Origin of the sequence: Lysinibacillus sp. KCTC 33748 (assembly GCF_002237755.1) — a bacterium.
Lineage (GTDB): Bacteria > Bacillota > Bacilli > Bacillales_A > Planococcaceae > Lysinibacillus.
Window position 1 is genome coordinate 531,120 of sequence record NZ_MWSJ01000001.1, and the last position, 20,541, is coordinate 551,660.

The following is a 20,541-nucleotide window of genomic DNA, read 5'->3' on the forward strand; positions in this document are numbered from 1 at the left end:
CCGCTGACATGAAAGGAAGAGGAGTCTTGGATATAAAGTCCGCTTTATTGGGTGAACTAAATGTTATTCAAGTTGCTGCATCAACAAATTCAGAGGAAACAACAAAGGTTTATGAGAGAATGGCAGGTATAACAAGATTTTTATATGAAAATTTACCGAGCTATGACATTGCAGGCTTCGTTGTATTTCTTCTTGTATTTGTACTTTCTGCAATTGTCTATAAATTAGGCTTTGCAAAGAAGTTAAAGCTATCTCAAAATATTGTCATTTATGCGTTCCTATTCCTGGGATGTATTATGTTGACATTTTTCGCGTTATTCCTACCTATGATTGAGGGTCTCATCGTAGCGGCGTTAATTTTAATTGTATATAAAACACGTATGTGGCGTGAAAAAAGAGAAGAGCAACAAGCTGCCAATCAATGAGAGTAGCTTGGCTCCTATACCGTGAAACTTGTATTGAGTTTTTAAGTAATAAAACAGCCTTAGCATTAGTTTGCTAAGGCTGTTTTATTTTATCGTTTTAAGCCATCTACATATAAACGTTTGGCTACGGAACCCAATTTCTATCGATTGTGTCTCTCAAACCTAAATTGATTGGCACCGAAATCTTCTAGTGTGAATAAGTTAATGTCGATAGGCTTATTTCATCAATTAAGGAGGAAATGGAATGCGTTGGCTTAAAAAAAGTTTACTATTTAGTGTTATTGCTTTATTACTCCTTTCTTTAACAGCGTGTAATAAAACGGAGCTAGAAAAAGTCAAAGTTGGAGAAGTGACGCGCTCAATTTTCTATGCGCCGCAGTATGTAGCACTTGAAAAAGGCTTCTTCAAGGATGAAGGGCTTTCCGTTGAGCTACAAACAATTGCGGGTGGCGATAAGACAATGACGGCGTTACTATCTGATGGGATTGATATCGCCTTAGTTGGATCGGAAACTTCTATATATGTAACGCTCCAAGGCTCTAATGACCCGATTCAAAACTTTGCGCAGTTAACACAAACAGATGGTACATTTTTAGTTGCACGCGAAAAGATGGATAATTTTTCATGGGATCAATTGAAGGGATCTACATTTTTAGGGCAGCGTAAAGGTGGAATGCCACAGATGGCTGGTGAGTTCGTACTGAAAAAGCATGGCATTGACCCTACCAATGATTTAAAACTCATTCAAAACATTGATTTTGCAAATATTTCTACAGCCTTTGCTTCTGGAACAGGGGACTATGTACAACTATTTGAGCCGACAGCAAGTATGTTTGAGAAAGAAGGTAAAGGCTATATTGTCGCTTCGTTTGGTACTGAATCTGGGCAATTGCCGTATACATCGTTTATGGCGAAAAGCAGCTATTTAAAGGACAAAGCGAAGACAGTTCAAGGTTTCACAAATGCATTGAAGCGAGCACAGGATTTTGTGCAAAAATCGAGTGCAGCAGAAATAGCGAAAATTATTCAGCCATACTTTGAAAATGTAGATATTGAATTAATCGAAACAGTGGTAGAGCGTTATAAATCACAGGGTTCCTATGCTACAGATCCTATTTTGGATAAAGGGGAATGGGATAACTTGCAAACGATCATGGGAGAAGCGGGTGAACTTCCTCAAAAAGTGGATTATGAAAAGCTTGTAAATACAACCTTTGCTAAAAAGGCAGCTGAGTAATATGGAATTTTTAAAAGTAAAAAATATTCACCATAGCTATTTTTCGAAAACGCAGGCAAAAGAAGTTTTACGTGATATCAATTTAGATATTCGTGAGGGTGAGTTTGTTTCTTTTATAGGACCGAGCGGATGTGGGAAAACAACGTTATTATCAATTATTGCGGGCTTATTTTCGTCTACAGAGGGCAAGGTATACATTGATGGTGAGGAAATTTCAACACACAATCAGTCTCTCATTGGCTACATGCTCCAGCAAGATTATTTATTTCCTTGGAAGACCATTGAAGAAAATGTCACTATTGGGTTAAAAATCATGGAACGAAGTAATAAAACTCATAAAGTAACTGCAAATGCACTTTTGCAAGAAATTGGTTTGCCGCATGTAGGGAACAACTATCCGAGAGAGTTATCTGGTGGCATGCGTCAACGTGTAGCACTTGCAAGAACTTTAGCAGTGGACCCTAAAATTTTATTGCTAGATGAACCATTTTCGGCACTTGATTATCAGTCTAAATTAAAACTGGAGGATTTGGTTGTTGAAACGTTAAAGGCCTATCAAAAAACTGCAATTCTTGTGACACATGATATTGGTGAAGCAATTGCGATGAGTGAACGGGTATTTCTGTTTTCTGCCAATCCGGGTACAGTGCATAAAGTATTTGAAATACCTTCAGAGTTACAAGAGCTGTCACCTTTTGATGTTCGACAGCATCCAGCGTATTCAGACATATTCCAAATTATTTGGAAGGAGCTGGAGAGTCTTGGATAATACAATGTTTAAACAGTATCAGCAAATGTTAAAAAAAGAAAAGCGCTATGTTCGATTATATCAGTTTATTATCTTACTCGTATTTTTCGGTGGGTGGGAGCTTCTATCAAGAGTTGGGTGGATTGACCGTTTAATTTTTAGTTCTCCAACGCGTGTGTGGCAAACATTGGTAGAAAAAGTGGGCGATGGTACGTTAACACTTCACGTTGGCGTTACTTTAATGGAAACGATTATTGGCTTTATTGCTGGAACACTACTGGGTACATTAATAGCAACAGTATTGTGGTGGTCATCGATGCTGTCAAAGGTACTAGATCCATATTTAGTTATTTTAAACGCTATGCCGAAAGTTGCTTTAGGACCCATTTTAATAGTCGCCCTTGGTCCTGGATATTTTTCTATTATAGCGATGGGTGCTTTGATTTCAATCATTATTACAACCATCGTGGTTTATACGGCTTTTAAAGGGGTTGATCCTAACTACAGCAAAGTATTACAAACTTTTGGGGCAACCAGATGGCAAATATTTAAAGAAGTTATTTTACCTGCTTCCTTCCCAACGATTATTTCTACTTTGAAAGTAAATGTAGGACTTTCTTGGGTAGGTGTCATAGTTGGTGAATTTTTAGTTGCCTCAAAAGGGCTTGGTTATTTAATTATTTATGGTTTTCAGGTGTTTAATTTTAATCTTGTGCTTATGTCACTTCTCATCATCGCCTTTTTTGCGACGATTATGTATCAGGTTGTCGAATTGATTGAGAAGGCGATTATAAAAAATAATGGTTAAATGTTAAAGGAGGTGTCTCAAATAATGAGTCGCCTCCTTCGTGTTGATAATATTCCGATAAAAACAGAAATTGTTCCGATAAAACGAGATAATATTCCGATAAAAGTTAAAATTGTTCCGATAAAATGAGATTTTGTTCCGATAAATCTTGGTGAGTAGCCTGAAACGGAAATCACCTTTTTTTCAATATGATAAAGGAGGTGACGCAAATAATGGGTCACCTCCTTCGGCTGATCAGTTAAAATTCTTTATCCATCTGTGGTGAAGTACGATAAAAACGGAAATTTCCTGTTTCAATGCGTGCGACGGTATTATCTTCAATACGGTCATGACATGTTTCACACATATACGTATGAATTGGTCGATTGCGTAATTTTTTTGCTAACGGTAAATTATCATCTAAATTGTTAATAGTATCGCAAATAACGCACTTTACGCGCATTGCATTCCCTCCTACTCAGCACGAATAGCTAATACATTTTTGATAGGGTTGTCTACATTTGAACCGTCTCTAAATAGCACATGAACAGGACCATCTTCCATTAATGGCTTACCATCTTGGCTATATTTTAAAATTAATGTATAAGCTTCTTCGATTGTAAATGGATATTCTTTGTTATCTTCACATTCAATGACGATTGTTGTTGCTTCAGGTTTAATATCAGCATTTTTTAAGAAGTGACTTAATTCGATTCCGAAAGTGCCTGTTTCCATCCCTTTGCGGTCGAATTTTCGTTCTGATTTCAATGTTGGTGGGAAAGTAGCTCCTTCCATAATCTCACGTGACCAGTGAGCACCTACCTCACGCATATATTTAATATCCGAATCTTCTTCAACTTCTTTTGTGTCGAAATACGTTTTTAAATCTAATTTACGATCATCGAAAATCCAAACAGTGGGATCTAATGTTAATTGGAATGTAACTGCGCCCTTAATAGGAATTATTGTTTCCATTATAGAAATCCTCCTTAAATCTTGTATATCCATGAAATAGTATAACGCTAATGACTAGAGATAATAAAGAAATATAATTCGATTTCTCTATTTTCCAATGTAGACACTTGCATTTTTAACGACTAAAAGATAAACTTTATTAAGATAGAATCGAAGAAATATCAGATAATGGGGGCGTCCTCATGGATACTAAATCACAAACTTCTTTTCAAGAGAAGGCTTTGGAGCTTTTAGTTGCTGATGCAGATAAAATTGCTCGCCTCATTCGAGTACAAATGGATCATTTAACAATGCCACAATGCCCTCTATATGAAGAAGTATTAGATACACAAATGTTCGGCCTTTCACGTGAAATTGAATTTGCTGTTAAGCTTGGACTCATTGAACGCGAAAAAGGCAAAGAAATTCTCGATTCACTCGAGAAAGAACTTTCTGTACTACATGACGCGTATACAGACAAATAAAAAGAAAAAACTCAAACGCATTTGCGATTTGAGTTTTTTTTCTAGAATGAGGTTTTCCGATGAAACAATATTTAAAACGTTATGCACAAAATTTTGATTACCCGTTGTTTTTTACTGTTCTATTATTAAGCTTATTTGGTTTAGTAATGATTTATAGCTCCAGTATGATGGTGGCGATTGCACAAAAAGGAGAAGCTCCAGATTTCTATTATCACAAGCAAGTAATCAATTTAATTGTAGCTTTTTTTGGTTTATTAGTAGCAGCATTTTTCCCGTATAAACATTATGCGAATAAAAATGTAATGTTGTTACTGACGGCTGTGTTAGTTGTTCTATTTACTTGGGTAAAAGTTGCTGGTAACGGTGATACGGCAGGGATAGGTTCTAAAAGTTGGATACATGTTCCGGGTTTTGGTAATTTTCAACCTTCTGAATATGCGAAGCTATTTATAATTTTATATTTTGCTGCAGCTTTTTATCGGAAAGGACAGAAGTATACGCTTGAAAAGCTACAACCAAATGAAATATTTTATCCTATATTCCTCTGGATTCTTGTTGTTGCGGGTGTAGCATTTGAAACCGACTTGGGAGCAAGTATTATTCTATGTGGAATTGCGGTTAGTGTTGTAGCAGCGAGTGGTATCCCATTTAAAACATTTTGGAAGTTTTTTGGAGTGTTGGGCGCGTTTGGAGGAGTCATTTTTGGTATACTAATGCTGTTTAAAGGAAATATGTTAACGACAAACCGTTTAGGACGTCTTAAATCATTCATTAACCCGTTTGAGTATGAGACTGGTAGTGGTCACCAAGTTGTCAATAGTTATTATGCCATTGGCGGAGGCGGTTTAGAAGGAAGAGGTCTCGGTCAATCAATTCAAAAATTGGGGTATTTACCTGAACCACAAACCGATTTTATTATGGCAATTATTATGGAGGAACTAGGAATTTGGGGAGTTCTTATCGTTTTAGGTGGTTTAGGGTTTATTGTATATAAAGGGTTTTCGATTGCGTTGCGCACGAAAGATCCACTAGCACGTATGATTACGGCTGGTATTGCGAGCTGGATTGGCTGGCAAACGTTTATCAATCTTGGGGGTGTAACTGGGTTAATCCCGTTAACCGGTGTCACGCTACCTTTTATTAGCTATGGCGGGACATCTATAATTATTCTATCTTTAGCGATGGGAATATTAATCAATATTTCTATGTTTGAAAAGGTAGAAAGGAGAAAGACACAATCATAAAGGGGGATATCAATGGAATCAATCATCAAAATTCTCGTAGCCAATCGAGGAGAAATTGCAATTCGTATTTTCCGTGCATGTACGGAGTTGAATATCCAAACTGTAGCCATTTATTCGCGGGAGGACAGTGGGGCATTCCATCGTTTTAAAGCAGATGAAGCCTATTTAGTAGGAGCTGGCAAGAAACCAATTGATGCTTATTTAGATATTGAGGGCATTATTACGATCGCGAAAGATGCTAATGTTGATGCGATTCATCCAGGTTATGGCTTTTTATCAGAAAACGTAGAATTTGCACGTCGATGTGAAGAAGAGGGGATTGTTTTCATTGGACCTACTTCTCAGCATTTAGATATGTTTGGGGATAAGGTGAAGGCGCGTGAACAAGCAATTGCTGCAGGTATTCCTGTTATTCCAGGTACAGATGGTCCAGTAGCTAATTTAGCGGAGGTAGAAGCTTTTGCTAGCGCATATGATTATCCAATTATGATTAAGGCAGCACTAGGCGGCGGTGGTCGAGGAATGCGCCTTGTTCATACAAAAGAGGAACTAGCGTCCTCCTATGAACGTGCAAAATCAGAGGCGAAAGCAGCATTTGGCTCTGATGAGGTGTATGTAGAAAAGGCGATTATTAAGCCAAAGCATATTGAAGTCCAAATTATTGGCGATCAACAGGGCAATATCATTCATTTATATGAACGTGATTGCTCGATTCAACGTCGACATCAAAAGGTTGTAGAAATCGCACCATCTAATTCAATTTCGGAGGATTTAAGAAGCCGAATTTGCGATGCTGCGGTTCAATTAATGAAAAATGTCTCATACATAAATGCAGGGACAGTAGAATTTTTAGTTGCAGGCGATGAGTTTTATTTCATCGAGGTCAACCCTCGTATTCAAGTAGAGCATACGATTACTGAAATGATTACGGGTGTTGATATTGTGCACGCCCAAATTAAAGTGGCAGCAGGGTACGGTCTCCATAGTGAGGAAATCCATATTCCACAACAGGCAGATATTCCAATGATCGGCTATGCGATTCAAGCGCGTGTCACAACGGAAGACCCAGCTAATGATTTTATGCCTGATACAGGGAAGCTTATGGTGTACCGTTCAAGCGGTGGTTTTGGCGTTCGATTGGATGCCGGCAATGGCTTCCAAGGAGCTGTTGTAACGCCGTACTATGATTCGCTACTAGTTAAAATTTCAACGACAGGGATGACGTTTAAAGAAGCGGCAGCAAAAATGGACCGAAACTTAAAAGAGTTCCGTATTCGTGGGGTGAAAACGAATATTCCATTTTTAAATAATGTTGTAACGCACGATAAATTTTTAACGGGTGCATTTGATACAAGCTTTATCGATTCAACACCTGAATTATTTAATTTCCCTGAGCGCAAAGACCGTGGGACAAAGCTCTTAAGCTATATTGGCAATGTGACACTTAATGGCTTCCCTGGTGTAGAGAAGAAGTCGAAACCAATTTTTGTGCAGCCGAGCATCCCAAAAGTCGATAAATTAATCGTTCCTCCGGCAGGGACAAAGCAAATTTTAGATGCCCAAGGAGCAGACGGGCTTGTGAAATGGATTTTGGAGCAAGAGGATGTGCTATTAACGGATACAACTTTCCGAGATGCACACCAATCACTTCTTGCAACACGTGTGCGTTCACAGGATATGTTCGAAGTTGCAGATGCAACAGCGCGCATGATGCATAATTTCTTCTCACTAGAAATGTGGGGGGGCGCGACGTTTGATGTGGCGTACCGTTTCTTAAAAGAAGACCCATGGGAGCGTCTTGCTAAGCTACGAGAACAAGTACCGAATGTACTATTCCAAATGTTATTGCGTGGTGCGAATGCAGTTGGCTACACAAATTACCCAGACAATTTAATTCGTGAGTTTATCGCTGAATCAGCGGCATCAGGCATTGACGTATTCCGTATTTTCGATAGCTTGAACTGGATTAAAGGAATGGAAGTAGCCATTGATGCAGCACGTCAATCAGGTAAAATTGCTGAAGCTGCGATTTGTTACACAGGAGATATTTTTGATGAATCAAGAGCGAAATATTCAGTTCAATACTACAAGGAAATGGCAAAAGAGCTAGAGGCAGCAGGTGCCCATATTTTAGCGATAAAAGATATGGCTGGATTATTGAAGCCAGAAGCAGCTTATCGTTTAATTTCAGAGTTGAAAGAGACGACAAGTCTGCCAATCCATCTGCATACGCATGATACAAGTGGCAATGGTATTTATTTATATGCCAAGGCGATCGAAGCAGGGGTAGATATCATTGATACGGCGCTCGGTTCAATGGCAGGTTTAACATCACAGCCAAGTGCAAACTCCTTGTATTATGCAATGAAAGGCGGTAAGCGCGAGGTTCGTGCCGATATCGATGCGCTTGAAAAGTTATCGTACTACTGGGAAGATGTGCGTAAATACTATAAGGATTTTGAAAGCGGCATGATTAGCCCGCATTCAGAAATTTATGTCCATGAAATGCCAGGTGGTCAGTACAGTAACTTGCAACAGCAAGCCAAAGCAGTTGGCCTTGGAGATCGATGGGAAGAAGTGAAGCGTATGTATTCCCGCGTAAACCTTCTATTTGGCGATATTGTCAAAGTAACCCCATCTTCGAAAGTAGTCGGTGATATGGCGTTATTTATGGTGCAAAATGATTTAGATGAAAACTCTGTCCTGACAAGAGGGCAAACAATCGATTTCCCAGATTCTGTGATTGAATTCTTCCAAGGCTATTTAGGACAACCACATGGTGGCTTCCCAGAGGCACTTCAAAAGGTTGTGTTAAAGGATCGTGAAGCAATTACGGTACGCCCTGGCGAACTACTAGAGCCTGTGAATTTTGAGCAATTAGAGGCGATACTAGAGGGAAAATTAAATCGTCCTGTGACAAAGCAGGATGTGCTAGCGTTTGCTTTGTATCCTAAAGTGTTTGAAGAGTATGCAAAAACAGTGAATTCCTTCGGCAATATTTCGGTATTAGATACGCCAACATTCCTTTACGGGTTAAAACTAGGCGAAGAAATCGAAGTCGAGATCGAAAAAGGAAAAACACTAATCATTAAACTTGTTTCTATTGGTGAACCGCAGCACGATGGTACGCGTGTTATATATTTTGAGCTAAACGGTCAATCTCGTGAATTAGTGATTCAAGATATGACTGTCGAAGTAGATGGCAGTCTGGCATTAAAAGCAGACCCAAACAATCCAAATCAAATTGGCGCAACGATGCCTGGAACGGTCTTAAAAGTAGTCGTATCGAAAGGAAGCCATGTAAAACGTGGGGATCACTTATTAATTACCGAAGCGATGAAAATGGAAACAACCGTCCAAGCGGCGAAAGACGGTATCGTGAAAGAAGTATACGCTCATGCGGGCGATGCTATTTCAACAGGTGATTTGTTAATTGAAATTGAATAATTGATAATAAAGAAGGTTATTAGAGGGCTTTTACAGCATACTAATAACCTTTTTTTATGGCTCATCACCATAATGTGTGGTTGATTTCCGTTACGGCTGGGCGCTTTGTTGCTGTCGCTTCGCTTTCGCACAGTTAAAACATTTGTTGTTGCCGCTTCGCTTTCGCACAGAGCAGAGCTTCCTGGGGGCGTCCGATGAGCCGCTTGGGCCAACAGATGTTTTTTGCGTGAAAGCGTAGTGCTAGCGTAGCGGCAGGATGTTGGTCACGAAGGCGTTATCACAGGACGTGATGCCTTTAGCCTTCGTTCCCCTATATCGCTAATCCTCAAGGAGTCGCCATCCTTCACTCCAATCAACTAATATATAGAGCATATATTTTTAAGCTTTTTGCTTATGAGCCTTTTTTATCTTCATTCAGAAAATATTTTTGTAGCGAAAGCACACCGAGGCAACAACTAATTTTGCTATATTGTAATAATAAACTTGTTGATTTTTATAGACATAAATGGTAGAAGTGTTTGCCGAAATAAAAAAGATTCACTACTTAAAAATGTAGCGAATCTTTTTCTACTATTATTTGCTTTTTTCATTATAATTGCTACGTGCAACTAGCATTATCATGTAACAAAGTAGACCAAATAGAATTGAAATGAATAATGAATGAAGTAATGCGACTGTTAAATTCAATTTAGTTAGGACTACTAACATACCTGCGATCATTTGTAAAATTACTATAGTAAAAGCAATAATCCAGCCATAGTAAATAACGCGTTGATTTTTATATTCTTTTACAACGTGCCAAGTTATGTATGCAATCCAAATGAAAAAGATAAGAACTGCTAGGCGATGTCCCATTTGCACCCATTCATACATATTATTAAAAGGTGCGAATGGTGTTTCATTATAGCAAAATGGCCAGTCAGGGCATATTAAGCTAGAATCTGTATGGCGAACAAGCGCCCCTGTATAAACGACTAAATAAGAATAAATTGTGACAGCAATTGTATGCCAACGTAACTTTTTACCAATAAATACGTTATCGGCATCAAATTTCCGATCGACTTCAAATACAATCATAGAAAGAAGGAGCACAGCAGCAAAGGAAATAAGAGAAATCCCAAAGTGGAGGGCTAATATGAAATCGCCTTGTCCCCACAACACTTGAGCTGCTCCAATAAGAGCTTGTGCGATTAAGAAAAACATCGCTAAGAAACCTAATAATTTTACTTCTCGAATATGACCGAGTTTACGCCATGTCCAAACTGTTAACGCAAGAATTGAAATAGATACAACTCCAGTTACAAGACGATGAGAAAATTCAATTAAGACTTCTGGTGTTATTTCTTTTGGAATAAGAGAACCATTACAATCAGGCCAATTTCGACCACAGCCTAAGCCACTATCTGTTTTGGTAACGAGTGCTCCACCTAATAAAATAAGAAGCATTCCAACTGTAGCGGCAACAGCAAACCATTTCATATACTTGTTGTGTTGCATAAAATGAGTCACCTACTTTATCTATGAACATTACATGAAAGTAATGTTTCTGCTAATAGATGATATCGAAAATACAGGTAAAAAACAACTTGTAAAGAGTAGGGAGTATTAGATGTCGATTCCATTTCACAAATTGTTCATAATTTCGTACTCTAACCTTCACAATTCATTTTGGAAAATGATTTACTATAGATATGTTGTTTTTATTATATTTCTAGACAAAGCTAATTTTTACAACTTCATCTAAATTTCACTTAATGTCTAGAAATCAATCGCAAATTTCGCTATAGTAATTGGTAGCGGAATATGCTTACAAAAATGAAAGGAGAGGTATCATGTCAAACGGTCGTGCACTGACGGCTACTAGAAATGGTGGACCAGCATCAACATCTGTTGTGAAAGATTTCTTAGCACTGATAAAAATTGGAATTGTTAACTCGAATCTTGTCACAACGTTTACAGGGATGTGGCTGGCATTTCAATTTACTAGTAGACACTTCTTGCAAGAGCTTGATGTCATATTGTTCACCATGCTGGGTGCAGCATTGATTATAGGTGGCTCGGGCGCAATGAATAACTTTATTGATCAGGATATTGACCCAATCATGAAAAGAACGAAGGCAAGACCGACAGTAACGGGTAGATTTAAGCCGAATTTTGTACTGACCATTGCCCTCTCATTTTTAATTGTAGGTGAAATTTTGTTATTTGCGGCATCGTTTGCGGCCGGCATGTGGGGACTTGTAGGAATATTTGCTTATGTTGTTCTGTACTCAATGTGGTCAAAGAGGAAGCATGTTAGTAACACGGTTGTAGGAAGTATTTCGGGGGCAATCCCACCAGTTATTGGGTTTGCAGCTGTTGAGCCTACATTAGGTGCTGGAGCACTTGCCTTATTCCTGATCATGTTTGCATGGCAACCACCGCATTTTTATGCACTTGCTATGAAACGTACTGAGGAATATCGTGCAGCTAATATACCAATGCTACCAGTAGTAAAGGGATTTAAACGAACTAAGTACTCAATGTTATTCTGGATTCTTTTATTATTACCGTTACCTTTCCTTTTACCGGAGCTTGGGATTGGCTTCTTAATTCTTGCGACTGCATTGAACTTGGGCTGGTTGATTCTAGCTTTTAAAGGCTTTACGACAAAAGATGATATGAAATGGGCAAATAAAATGTTTATCTATTCTTTGAATCATATGACCATACTATTTGTATCCATCATAATTTTTGCGTTGTTTAGCTAAATGTAGGAATTCTTTCTTTTCTTAAAGAATTCATATAGACAGAACTGATGTCCTAGGTACACATGAAAATACAACAAAGAAAGAGGGGTTTAATTAAGCTATGATGAAAGGGCTTAAAAAGTGGCGTCTTTTTTCACTACTAGCAGTGATGATGGTTTTCCTTTCTGGTTGTGGTGAAGATTATATTTCTGCACTGAAACCATCTGGTCAAGTAGGTAAAGAACAATTTAATCTATTAATGCTAGCTACTGGAATTATGACGTTAGTTGTAGTAGTAGTATCCGTTGTCTATTTACTTGCATTCTTAAAATTCCGCCGTGCAAAAGTTGGCGAAAATGTTATTCCTAAGCAAGTAGAAGGAAGTCACACTCTTGAGGTGATTTGGACAGTTATTCCAATTATTTTATTATTAATCTTAGCTGTACCAGTTGTTACGGCTACTTACAAATTTGCAGATGTTGCTGCGATGGACGAAGTAGATGAAAACGGTGACAAAACAGCACTTACAGTAAATGTAACTGCAAAATTATATTGGTGGGAGTTTGAATACCCTAACCAAGGTATTGTAACGGCACAAGAATTAGTAGTACCAACAGGTCAAAAAGTTTACTTTAACTTAAAAGCTGCCGATGTTAAGCACTCATTCTGGATTCCTGCTATAGGCGGTAAAATGGATACGAACGTAGATAACTTGAACAAGTTCTATCTAGAATTCGATAAAGAATCAAAAGACCTTAAAGACGGCGTATTCTATGGTAAATGTGCTGAGTTATGTGGTCCTTCACATGCATTAATGGACTTCAAAGTTAAAGCATTAAGCCCAGATGCATTCGATACATGGGTAGCTTCAATGAAAGCAACAGATGGTAAAAAGGCTGACAAAGCTTCAACAGATTTAGGGGAAGCAACATTTGCTCAGAGCTGTATGGGTTGTCATGCTATATCAGGTACAAGTGGTGCAGGCACACCAGGTCCTAACTTAGCTACTTTTGGTGACCGTAACCGTGTTGCTGGTTTCTTAGAACATACTGAAGAAAACTTAAAAGATTGGATTCAAGATCCTGGGAAATTCAAACCAGGTAACTTAATGATGAATCCAGAAGGCACTGCGCCAATTTATGGCGACTTAACTGACGAAGAAATTCAAGCTCTTGCAACGTATATCATGGGCTTATCTGTTGAGAAATAATTTTAGTTTTATGTAACAAACTTGAGGGAGGTAAAAGTTGTGAGCTCATACACACAGAAAAAGGGCTTTGGAGCAACTGTCTGGGACTACATTACAACTGTTGACCATAAAAAGTTAGCAGTAATGTATTTATTAGCCGGTACACTGTTCTTTGCTATCGCTGGTTTTGAAGCGTTATTAATGCGTATTCAATTAATGAAACCAAATAACGACTTCGTATCAGCTGGTTTTTTCAATGAATTATTAACAATGCACGGAACAACGATGTTATTCCTAGCTGCGACTCCATTACTATTCGCATTTATGAACATGCTTGTACCATTACAAATTGGTGCGCGTGACGTAGCATTCCCGTTCCTTAACTCTTTAGGGTTCTGGTTATTCTTCCTAGGTGCAGTATTCCTTCACCTATCATTCTTTATGGGTGGCGCTCCTGATGCGGGCTGGACATCTTATGCATCATTATCTTTATATTCTCCTGGACATGGTATTGACTTCTATGTTCTCGGTTTACAAATATCAGGTGCAGGTACGTTAATTTCAGGTCTTAACTTTATCGTTACGATTATTACAATGCGTGCTCCAGGTATGACATTTATGCGTATGCCATTATTCACTTGGACTTCTCTAGTATCAAGTGCATTAATCCTATTCGCATTCCCTCCATTAACAATTGGTTTATTAATGATGTTATTTGACCGTATGTTCGGTGGTAACTTCTTTGACCACTTAATGGGTGGTAACACAATTATTTGGGAACACCTATTCTGGATCTTCGGACACCCAGAAGTTTATATCTTAGTATTACCAGCGTTCGGTTTATTCTCTGAGATTATTCCAGCGTTCTCTCGTAAACGTTTATTCGGATACTCTTCAATGGTATTCGCAACAATTTTAATCGGTTTCTTAGGGTTCATGGTTTGGGCTCACCACATGTTTACAGTTGGTCTTGGGCCAACAGCTAACGCAATCTTTGCTGTTGCAACAATGGCGATTGCGGTTCCGACAGGTATGAAAGTATTCAACTGGATCTTAACTATTTGGGGCGGATCTATTAAAGTTACAACACCAATGCTTTATGCACTTGGTTTCATCCCGTCATTCGTTGCGGGTGGTGTTACAGGGGTAATGCAAGCATCTGCACCTCTTGACTACCAATTACACGATTCTTACTTTATCGTTGCTCACTTCCACTACGTAATCGTTGGTGGTATCGTAACAGCGTTATTTGGTTCAGCGCACTTCTACTGGCCAATTTTCTTCAACCGTATGTTAAACGAAACACTTGGTAAAATTACTTTCTGGGTATTCTTTATCGGATTCCATTTAACGTTCTTCGTTCAACACTTCTTAGGTTTAATGGGTATGCCACGTCGCGTATTCACTTACATGGAAGGTCAAGGTTGGGATCAGTTTAACTATATCTCTACAATCGGTGCATTAATGATGGGTGTAGGGGTTATCTTAATGGTAATCAACTGCTTAATGTCAATCAAAGGCAAACCAGCAGGTCGCGATCCATGGGGCGATGGACGTACTTTAGAATGGTCAATTCCACAACCAATCCCATTCTATAACTTCCGTCAAACACCTCTTGTTCGAGGTTTAGATCCTTGGTGGATTGAAAAGCAAGAAGGTAATAAAGAAGTTACATTTGCTGAGCCAATCGGTGATATTCATATGCCGAACAACTCAGCTATCCCATTTGTTATTTCTATGGGTTTGTTTATCGCGGCATTCGGTGCTCTTTACAACCCAGATGCAGATAAACCATGGTCAATTTATATTTTAATTGCTGGTCTTGCAATTACATTTGGTGCTATGATTTTCCGTTCTGTTAAGGACGATCACGGCTTCCACTTACACAAAGAAGAAATTCTTGAAATTGAAGAACATCTTTACGGCAAAGGAGGAAATAAATAATGGATTTCAATACTAAATTTACTCCTCATACTTGGCCAGATCATCCTGAACAAGCGACGATGGAAGGGAAAAATAAAGTTGTTGGTTTCTGGATTTTCCTTGCCTGTGAAGTTGTACTTTTCGCAAGTTTATTCGCTACTTACCTAGCGCTTAAGAACAAAGGGCCAGCTGGCATGGAGTTCACAACACAAGATTTATTTGAATTACCTTTAGCTTTCGCTATGACGATGTTATTATTAACATCTTCACTAACGTCTGTTTATGCCATTTACCATATGCGTAACTTTAACTTTAAGGCTATGCAAACTTGGCTTGGTATAACATTACTTTTAGGTCTTGGATTCTTAGGTCTTGAAATTTATGAATTCAATCATTATGTAGGTCTTGGTTTTACATTTGACCAATCTGCATTCTCAACTGCGTTTTATTCATTAGTTGGTACACATGGTTTCCACGTAACATTAGGTCTTGTGTGGATTGCTACGTTAATGCTTCGTAATGCTAAACGTGGTCTTAACTTATACAATGCACCTAAATTCTTCGTGGCTGCATTATACTGGCACTTTATCGACGTAGTTTGGGTATTCATCTTTACAGTAGTTTACTTGATGGGAGTGATCGGATAATATGTCATCACACGATACACCTATAGTTGCTAAGTCACAGGCACAATACGAGTATGATCGTCATCATAATGCCGTTCATATGCGTAAACAAGTAATTAATTTTGCGATGATGATTTTCTTTACGTTTATCGCATTCGCAGTAGTTGCAGCTGATTTTTCTAAATACTTAATATTACCGCTTATTTTATTGCTTGCTGGAGTTCAAGTTGTTCTTCAACTTTACTCTTTCATGCACTTAGAAGACAAAAAAACACACTTCGGTGGTGTAATTGGCTTCTTCATGTGGATGGGTATTTTAATCGCATTTACATTCTTCTTAGCATTTTTAACAATCATTTGGTGGTAATCATCAAAAAAAGCACGTTCTCTACTTACTGTAGGAACGTGCTTTTCTTTTTGGGTTCTGCTAAAAAGTTAAATGGATGAAGAGTAATAATTAGTGGTAGATAGAAAAACCTAACACTGCTTTCATATGAGCTTAAAACGTTGTTTAAAAATGCTAAACATGTACACCTTGATTTCTTTTGTATGGGGTTAAGCACTTTATTATTTTGAGCAGAGGCACCTTACCTTATATAAAAAGACGACAAGCAAATAAAAATGTACATTTCTGTGCGGACATTTATACTTTAATTAAAGTTTTCATTTTATACAAGTTGATTGGAGTGGAGACTGGGCGACTCCTTGGGGATCAGCGATATAGAGGAACGAAGGCTAAAAACATCACGTCCTGTGATAACGCCTTCGTGACCAACATCGTGCTGCTGTCGCTACGTTGCACTCACGCTTTCGCGCAAAAGACATCTGTTGGCCCGAGACCCTGCAGAGAAGCGAAGCGGCTCATCGGGCGCCCCCAGGAAGCTCTGCTCTGCGCGAAAGCGAAGCGTCAGCGGCAAAGCGCCCAGTCGGAACGGAAATCAACCCTGCGCTATGTTGATAGCCACGAGAAATAAGATATTCTTCAGGATGATTTATAGTTTTTAACATTTTTTCAATAGATGAACTAGCTTGTATGAGTAATATATTGTGGTTAGTAATTTGTTCACCTTTCGTTCATTGCAGAATGTTTGTAAGCGTTCTATAATAGGGATACTGAAGTTAAAGGAGTGCGTTTTGTATGCCACTTAGTATATTTGGTTTCCAAGCTTTATGGAGCCCATACTTAATAGGGGTTCTTGTATTTATAACAGTCATCTATTTTCTAGTCACAACAAAGTGGCGCAAGGATTTTAAAGTAAGTGAGCCTTTGAAAAAAGGGGAGGCTATTTATTTTGTACTGGCGATGGTAACGATATATATTATTAAAGGATCTCCAATAGATTTAATGGCGCACATTATGTTTACAATGCATATGGTGCAAATGGCTATTTTATTGTTACTTGTACCGATTTTCTTAATTAAGGGGATTCCTTGGTGGGTATGGAAAGTTGCGATTGAAGCACCAGTTGTTAGATCTTTATTTAAAGTATTTACATTTCCCGTCGCTGCAGTATTTGTGTTTATTGGTCTATTTTCTTTCTATCACTTACCCGCAGTGCTAGACTACATTAAATTAAACGAAACTCTACATGGTACATATACATTTGTATTATTTGTTTCTGCTGTCTTAATGTACTGGCCTTTGATTCAAAAGATGCCAAATCAACCACAAATGAAGCCTTTGCATAAATTAGCCTATATCATTGCGAATGCGGTATTAATTACACCTGCGTGTGCGTTAATTATTTTTGCGCCAAACGCTATGTATGAAACATATACAAATGGTGAAGCATGGCTAAAAGCAATGGAACTTTGTGTACCAGTGGCCACACTTTCTAGCTTATCTCTTTCAGGGCCAGAGCTCTTTACAAATATGACACCTGTTGCTGATCAGCAACTAGGCGGCGTTTTAATGAAGATTTTACAAGAGATTATTTTTGGGGTATTACTAGGGGCGATTTTCCTTAATTGGTATCGTGCAGAACAAAAGGATCCGGATAAAATTACTGCCGATGCTTTAAAAGAGCATCAAAAGAAATGGGAAAGCCAGCAGCAACATTAATTGTAAAATAAAGAAATTTAACTTCTTTCAACAGGTGTCCAAATACCTGTACCTGTCGCTACGCTTTCGGTACAAAAGATACTTGCTGAAATAGAGGAACTCAGTCTAAGAGCGCCACATCCTGTGGCAACGACTGAATGACCAACATCGTGTTGGCCTAGAGCCTCCGGCGGATGCCACGGAATCGGAAAGGAGTTCTTAGGGGATGTTAGCCTAAAAACATCGCATCCATGCAATAACGGCTAACTGACCTGCATCGGTAAAAACGCCACGTCCTGTGGCATTACCGAAATGATCGACATCGTGTCGGCCCTCATGCAGGCCTAAGCACAAAGCCGATTCCGGACGTAATTATGCCGGGGCATAATTGATTTTAAAGTATAAGGGGTTTTGTCAATGGAATTGCAAATTTTGCCTACTATAAGTACATCATTCATTGTTATTAGTGCTGTACTTGTAGCTATTGGTTGGGGCTTAATTATAAAAAGAAAAGTTGAGGCACATAAAAAAGTAATGCTTGCAGCAGGTGTCGCAGCACTTATCTTCTTTATTATTTATGCTTCACGTACAATCTTTATTGGTAACACAGCGTTTGGTGGCGGAGAAGATTTAAAACCATATTATACGTTCTTCTTAATTTTCCACATTACGCTTGCAACAACTGGAGCAGTATTTGGGATTGTTAGTATCATCTCTGGTTTGAAAACGAATCTTAAGCTTCACCGTCGTATTGGACCGATTACAAGTATTATTTGGTTCTTCGTAGCTATTACCGGAGTTCTCGTTTACCTGTTACTTTATATTTTATTTGAGCCAGGTGAAACAACATCTGTCATTAAAGCTATTTTAGGCTTTTAACTTCTTTCAGCTGGTGTCATTGTGCTGAAGCATAATTGATCAAAAAGATCTCCCTCCTTTTTATTTTTGAGAAGGAGGGAGATTTTTTATGGATGTTTGATTAAATAGGGATATGACAACAACAAAGAGTAAAGGGCCGATTAAAATACCAACAAATCCAAACATTTCAAAACCGATATACATTGCAATAAAGGTTGTGAGTGAGGAGAGTCCAACTTTATTTCCAATCACTCTAGGTTCAATCATACGTCGAACTAAAAATAGTGCGATTGTTAATACGACTAGCATAACAGCAAAAATATAATCACCTGTAAAGGCTTTGTATAGTGCCCAAGGAAGAAGCAAAATGAATGAGTCTAAAAAAGGAACGAAGTCTAAAATGACTAGCAAGAGTGATAAAACGAGTGGGAATGGAGTTTTAAGAAAATAAAAAGTCCCAAAAGATATAGCTAAAATACAAATACCAACAAAAAATTGTGCTTTCATAAAACCAAATAAAGCAAGTTTCACACGCTGTCCAATAAATAGAATTTTTTGTTGATAGTGAAACGAAATAGGTGCTAACATTTTCCGGTTAATATTCGGTAGTTCTAAAAGAAACATATATAACACAATCCAATAAACAAAAATATCAAACAAACGAGAAGTAATATACGTAAGTAAAGATGACCAAACATTCACATTTGTTAAAGAAAGAGCATATTTCTCAATTGAAGAAAGAACTTGTGTTATCATAAGTTGAATTTGTATAACAAGATCTAAGGGCAAACGATGCGTGTAGTTGGAGAGCTTGGATTGCATTTGAATCCATATTGCTGAGAGCTGATTGAGGTACTCTGGAATATCAATGATAAATATTGAAAATTGTTTCCAGCTTATAAATATGATGAGAATACATAATAATAATGTCACAATTGAAAAGATCATAAAAAAAATGGATGCGACTATTTTTCGTTTTTTTCGGAACCGTTTACTAATTCGTATGATGACAGGTTCCAATAATAATGCAGTTACGTAGGCAAGCAGTATAGGTAATGACAGGGATATAAACCAGAGAATTGCAATTCCAGCCGCTATAACGATTATCGGATGGCGAAAAAAAGGGCTTTTTAAAAATTGTAACATTTATCTCACCTACATCATGTAAAAGATATAGTTAGTATGAGAAGAAAAAAATTTTTTACTCAAAATAAAAAAGACTGGACCACCAGTCTTTTCAGTTTAGCTATTGCACTGCATGCTATTGCCGTTACTGTTACCTGATAAAAAATAAAATGATTTCGATGTTTAATCGACATATATGCACCGTGAAATAACTATCTAAAATTACGCACGAATTTCAAAAGCTTGTAAGTCTAATTTAACCTTTTTTAAGATTTCTTCACATTTTTTTACAAGATGAGCTGGATAAACTTCATCATCACCATACTCAACACCGTGTGGATAGTAGTACTTACCAAGTACTGGTTTCATTAATGTTAAGATTGCATCGTGTGCACCAACATCACCTGATTTAGCATATGAGAATACACGTAGGTAATAACGTCCCTCACGAGTATCGAAACGCTTATCAAATGTCATACGTTCGTAGTCCCAGCCGCCATCACATTCTAAACCGTTTTTTTTCATGACGCTTACAATAAGTTCTTGATCAGCTGTTAAATTTTCAAGGTTAGTATTTTCAAAATACATCTCTAATCCTCCTTTAGGTTCTCGTACAAAGTATACGCTCATTTTTATAATAGAGCATATTCGACATTGTTGCAATGACAACATTGTGTCAACACAACTACAATTGATATAATAGTTTTAGAATAATCGTGATAA

General features: G+C 38.0%; 19 protein-coding genes. 14 read left to right on the plus strand and 5 right to left on the minus strand.

From position 1 onward, the window contains the following. The first annotated feature begins 26 nt into the window (after positions 1 to 26). The 4 genes from B1B04_RS02340 to B1B04_RS02355 all read left to right on the plus strand — a co-directional run bounded on the left by B1B04_RS02340 (position 27) and on the right by B1B04_RS02355 (position 3,218). Positions 27 to 425 carry a YlaH-like family protein gene (locus tag B1B04_RS02340; RefSeq protein WP_079559724.1) on the plus strand — a complete coding sequence of 133 codons (399 nt, stop codon included), beginning with the start codon at positions 27 to 29 and terminating at the stop codon, positions 423 to 425. Between the two features lie 244 nt (positions 426 to 669). Next, complete coding sequence (locus tag B1B04_RS02345; protein ID WP_079559725.1) at positions 670 to 1,662, plus strand: ABC transporter substrate-binding protein; 993 nt, start codon at positions 670 to 672, stop codon at positions 1,660 to 1,662. 1 nt (position 1,663) lies between these two features. Beyond that, on the plus strand, positions 1,664 to 2,431 hold the full coding sequence (locus tag B1B04_RS02350) for an ABC transporter ATP-binding protein (RefSeq protein WP_079559726.1): 768 nt from the start codon (positions 1,664 to 1,666) through the stop codon (positions 2,429 to 2,431). After that, positions 2,424 to 3,218 carry an ABC transporter permease gene (locus B1B04_RS02355; RefSeq protein ID WP_079559727.1) on the plus strand — a complete coding sequence of 265 codons (795 nt, stop codon included), beginning with the start codon at positions 2,424 to 2,426 and terminating at the stop codon, positions 3,216 to 3,218. Before B1B04_RS02350 ends, B1B04_RS02355 begins: the two co-directional genes overlap by 8 nt. A gap of 238 nt (positions 3,219 to 3,456) precedes the next feature. Here the strand turns inward: B1B04_RS02355 and B1B04_RS02360 are convergent, their stop codons facing one another. Then, positions 3,457 to 3,660, minus strand: a complete 204-nt coding sequence (locus B1B04_RS02360; protein WP_079559728.1) for a YlaI family protein — start codon at positions 3,658 to 3,660, stop codon at positions 3,457 to 3,459. An 11-nt stretch (positions 3,661 to 3,671) separates the two neighbouring features. Continuing rightward, positions 3,672 to 4,172 (minus strand): molybdopterin-binding protein, encoded by a 501-nt coding sequence (locus B1B04_RS02365; protein WP_079559729.1) that lies wholly within the window; start codon positions 4,170 to 4,172, stop codon positions 3,672 to 3,674. 182 nt (positions 4,173 to 4,354) lie between these two features. Here B1B04_RS02365 and B1B04_RS02370 point away from each other — a divergent pair, with 182 nt between their 5' ends. Genes B1B04_RS02370 through pyc form a run of 3 tightly spaced genes read left to right on the plus strand, consistent with a single transcriptional unit; the run spans position 4,355 to position 9,327 of the window. Next, a complete protein-coding gene (locus B1B04_RS02370; protein ID WP_079559730.1) occupies positions 4,355 to 4,636 on the plus strand; it encodes an Fpa/YlaN family protein in 282 nt (93 codons plus the stop codon). Positions 4,637 to 4,695: 59 nt separating this feature from the next. Continuing rightward, entirely contained in the window at positions 4,696 to 5,880 is a 1,185-nt protein-coding gene (locus B1B04_RS02375; RefSeq protein WP_079559731.1) for an FtsW/RodA/SpoVE family cell cycle protein, read from the plus strand. Positions 5,881 to 5,892: 12 nt separating this feature from the next. Continuing rightward, positions 5,893 to 9,327: a pyruvate carboxylase gene (gene pyc, locus B1B04_RS02380; protein WP_079559732.1), complete on the plus strand. Its 3,435-nt coding sequence runs from the start codon at positions 5,893 to 5,895 to the stop codon at positions 9,325 to 9,327. A 573-nt stretch (positions 9,328 to 9,900) separates the two neighbouring features. Here the strand turns inward: pyc and B1B04_RS02385 are convergent. Beyond that, positions 9,901 to 10,824, minus strand: coding sequence for a COX15/CtaA family protein (locus tag B1B04_RS02385; protein WP_079559733.1), 924 nt, complete (start codon positions 10,822 to 10,824; stop codon positions 9,901 to 9,903). A 335-nt stretch (positions 10,825 to 11,159) separates the two neighbouring features. On the opposite strand from B1B04_RS02385, the gene cyoE reads away from it, so the two are divergent. The 7 genes from cyoE to B1B04_RS02420 all read left to right on the plus strand — a co-directional run bounded on the left by cyoE (position 11,160) and on the right by B1B04_RS02420 (position 18,714). Continuing rightward, a complete protein-coding gene (gene cyoE, locus B1B04_RS02390; RefSeq protein WP_079559734.1) occupies positions 11,160 to 12,077 on the plus strand; it encodes a heme o synthase in 918 nt (305 codons plus the stop codon). A gap of 100 nt (positions 12,078 to 12,177) precedes the next feature. After that, the gene (gene coxB / locus B1B04_RS02395; protein ID WP_079559735.1) at positions 12,178 to 13,266 is read left to right on the plus strand and encodes a cytochrome c oxidase subunit II; all 1,089 of its coding nucleotides are present in this window, start codon (positions 12,178 to 12,180) and stop codon (positions 13,264 to 13,266) included. Positions 13,267 to 13,305: 39 nt separating this feature from the next. Next, the gene (gene ctaD, locus B1B04_RS02400; RefSeq protein ID WP_079559736.1) at positions 13,306 to 15,189 is read left to right on the plus strand and encodes a cytochrome c oxidase subunit I; all 1,884 of its coding nucleotides are present in this window, start codon (positions 13,306 to 13,308) and stop codon (positions 15,187 to 15,189) included. Further along, positions 15,189 to 15,815: a cytochrome c oxidase subunit 3 gene (locus B1B04_RS02405; RefSeq protein WP_079559737.1), complete on the plus strand. Its 627-nt coding sequence runs from the start codon at positions 15,189 to 15,191 to the stop codon at positions 15,813 to 15,815. Before ctaD ends, B1B04_RS02405 begins: the two co-directional genes overlap by 1 nt. 1 nt (position 15,816) lies before the next feature. Continuing rightward, positions 15,817 to 16,161 carry a cytochrome C oxidase subunit IV family protein gene (locus B1B04_RS02410; protein WP_079559738.1) on the plus strand — a complete coding sequence of 115 codons (345 nt, stop codon included), beginning with the start codon at positions 15,817 to 15,819 and terminating at the stop codon, positions 16,159 to 16,161. 771 nt (positions 16,162 to 16,932) lie between these two features. Continuing rightward, positions 16,933 to 17,856 (plus strand): cytochrome c oxidase assembly factor CtaG, encoded by a 924-nt coding sequence (ctaG, locus tag B1B04_RS02415; protein WP_079559739.1) that lies wholly within the window; start codon positions 16,933 to 16,935, stop codon positions 17,854 to 17,856. A gap of 396 nt (positions 17,857 to 18,252) precedes the next feature. Further along, on the plus strand, positions 18,253 to 18,714 hold the full coding sequence (locus B1B04_RS02420) for a DUF420 domain-containing protein (RefSeq protein WP_079559740.1): 462 nt from the start codon (positions 18,253 to 18,255) through the stop codon (positions 18,712 to 18,714). 60 nt (positions 18,715 to 18,774) lie between these two features. On the opposite strand, the gene ytvI is transcribed toward B1B04_RS02420, so the two are convergent. Continuing rightward, positions 18,775 to 19,839: a sporulation integral membrane protein YtvI gene (gene ytvI, locus B1B04_RS02425; RefSeq protein WP_079559741.1), complete on the minus strand. Its 1,065-nt coding sequence runs from the start codon at positions 19,837 to 19,839 to the stop codon at positions 18,775 to 18,777. A 201-nt stretch (positions 19,840 to 20,040) separates the two neighbouring features. Next, on the minus strand, positions 20,041 to 20,406 hold the full coding sequence (locus tag B1B04_RS02430) for a YugN family protein (RefSeq protein WP_079559742.1): 366 nt from the start codon (positions 20,404 to 20,406) through the stop codon (positions 20,041 to 20,043). Between the last annotated feature and the right edge of the window lie 135 nt (positions 20,407 to 20,541).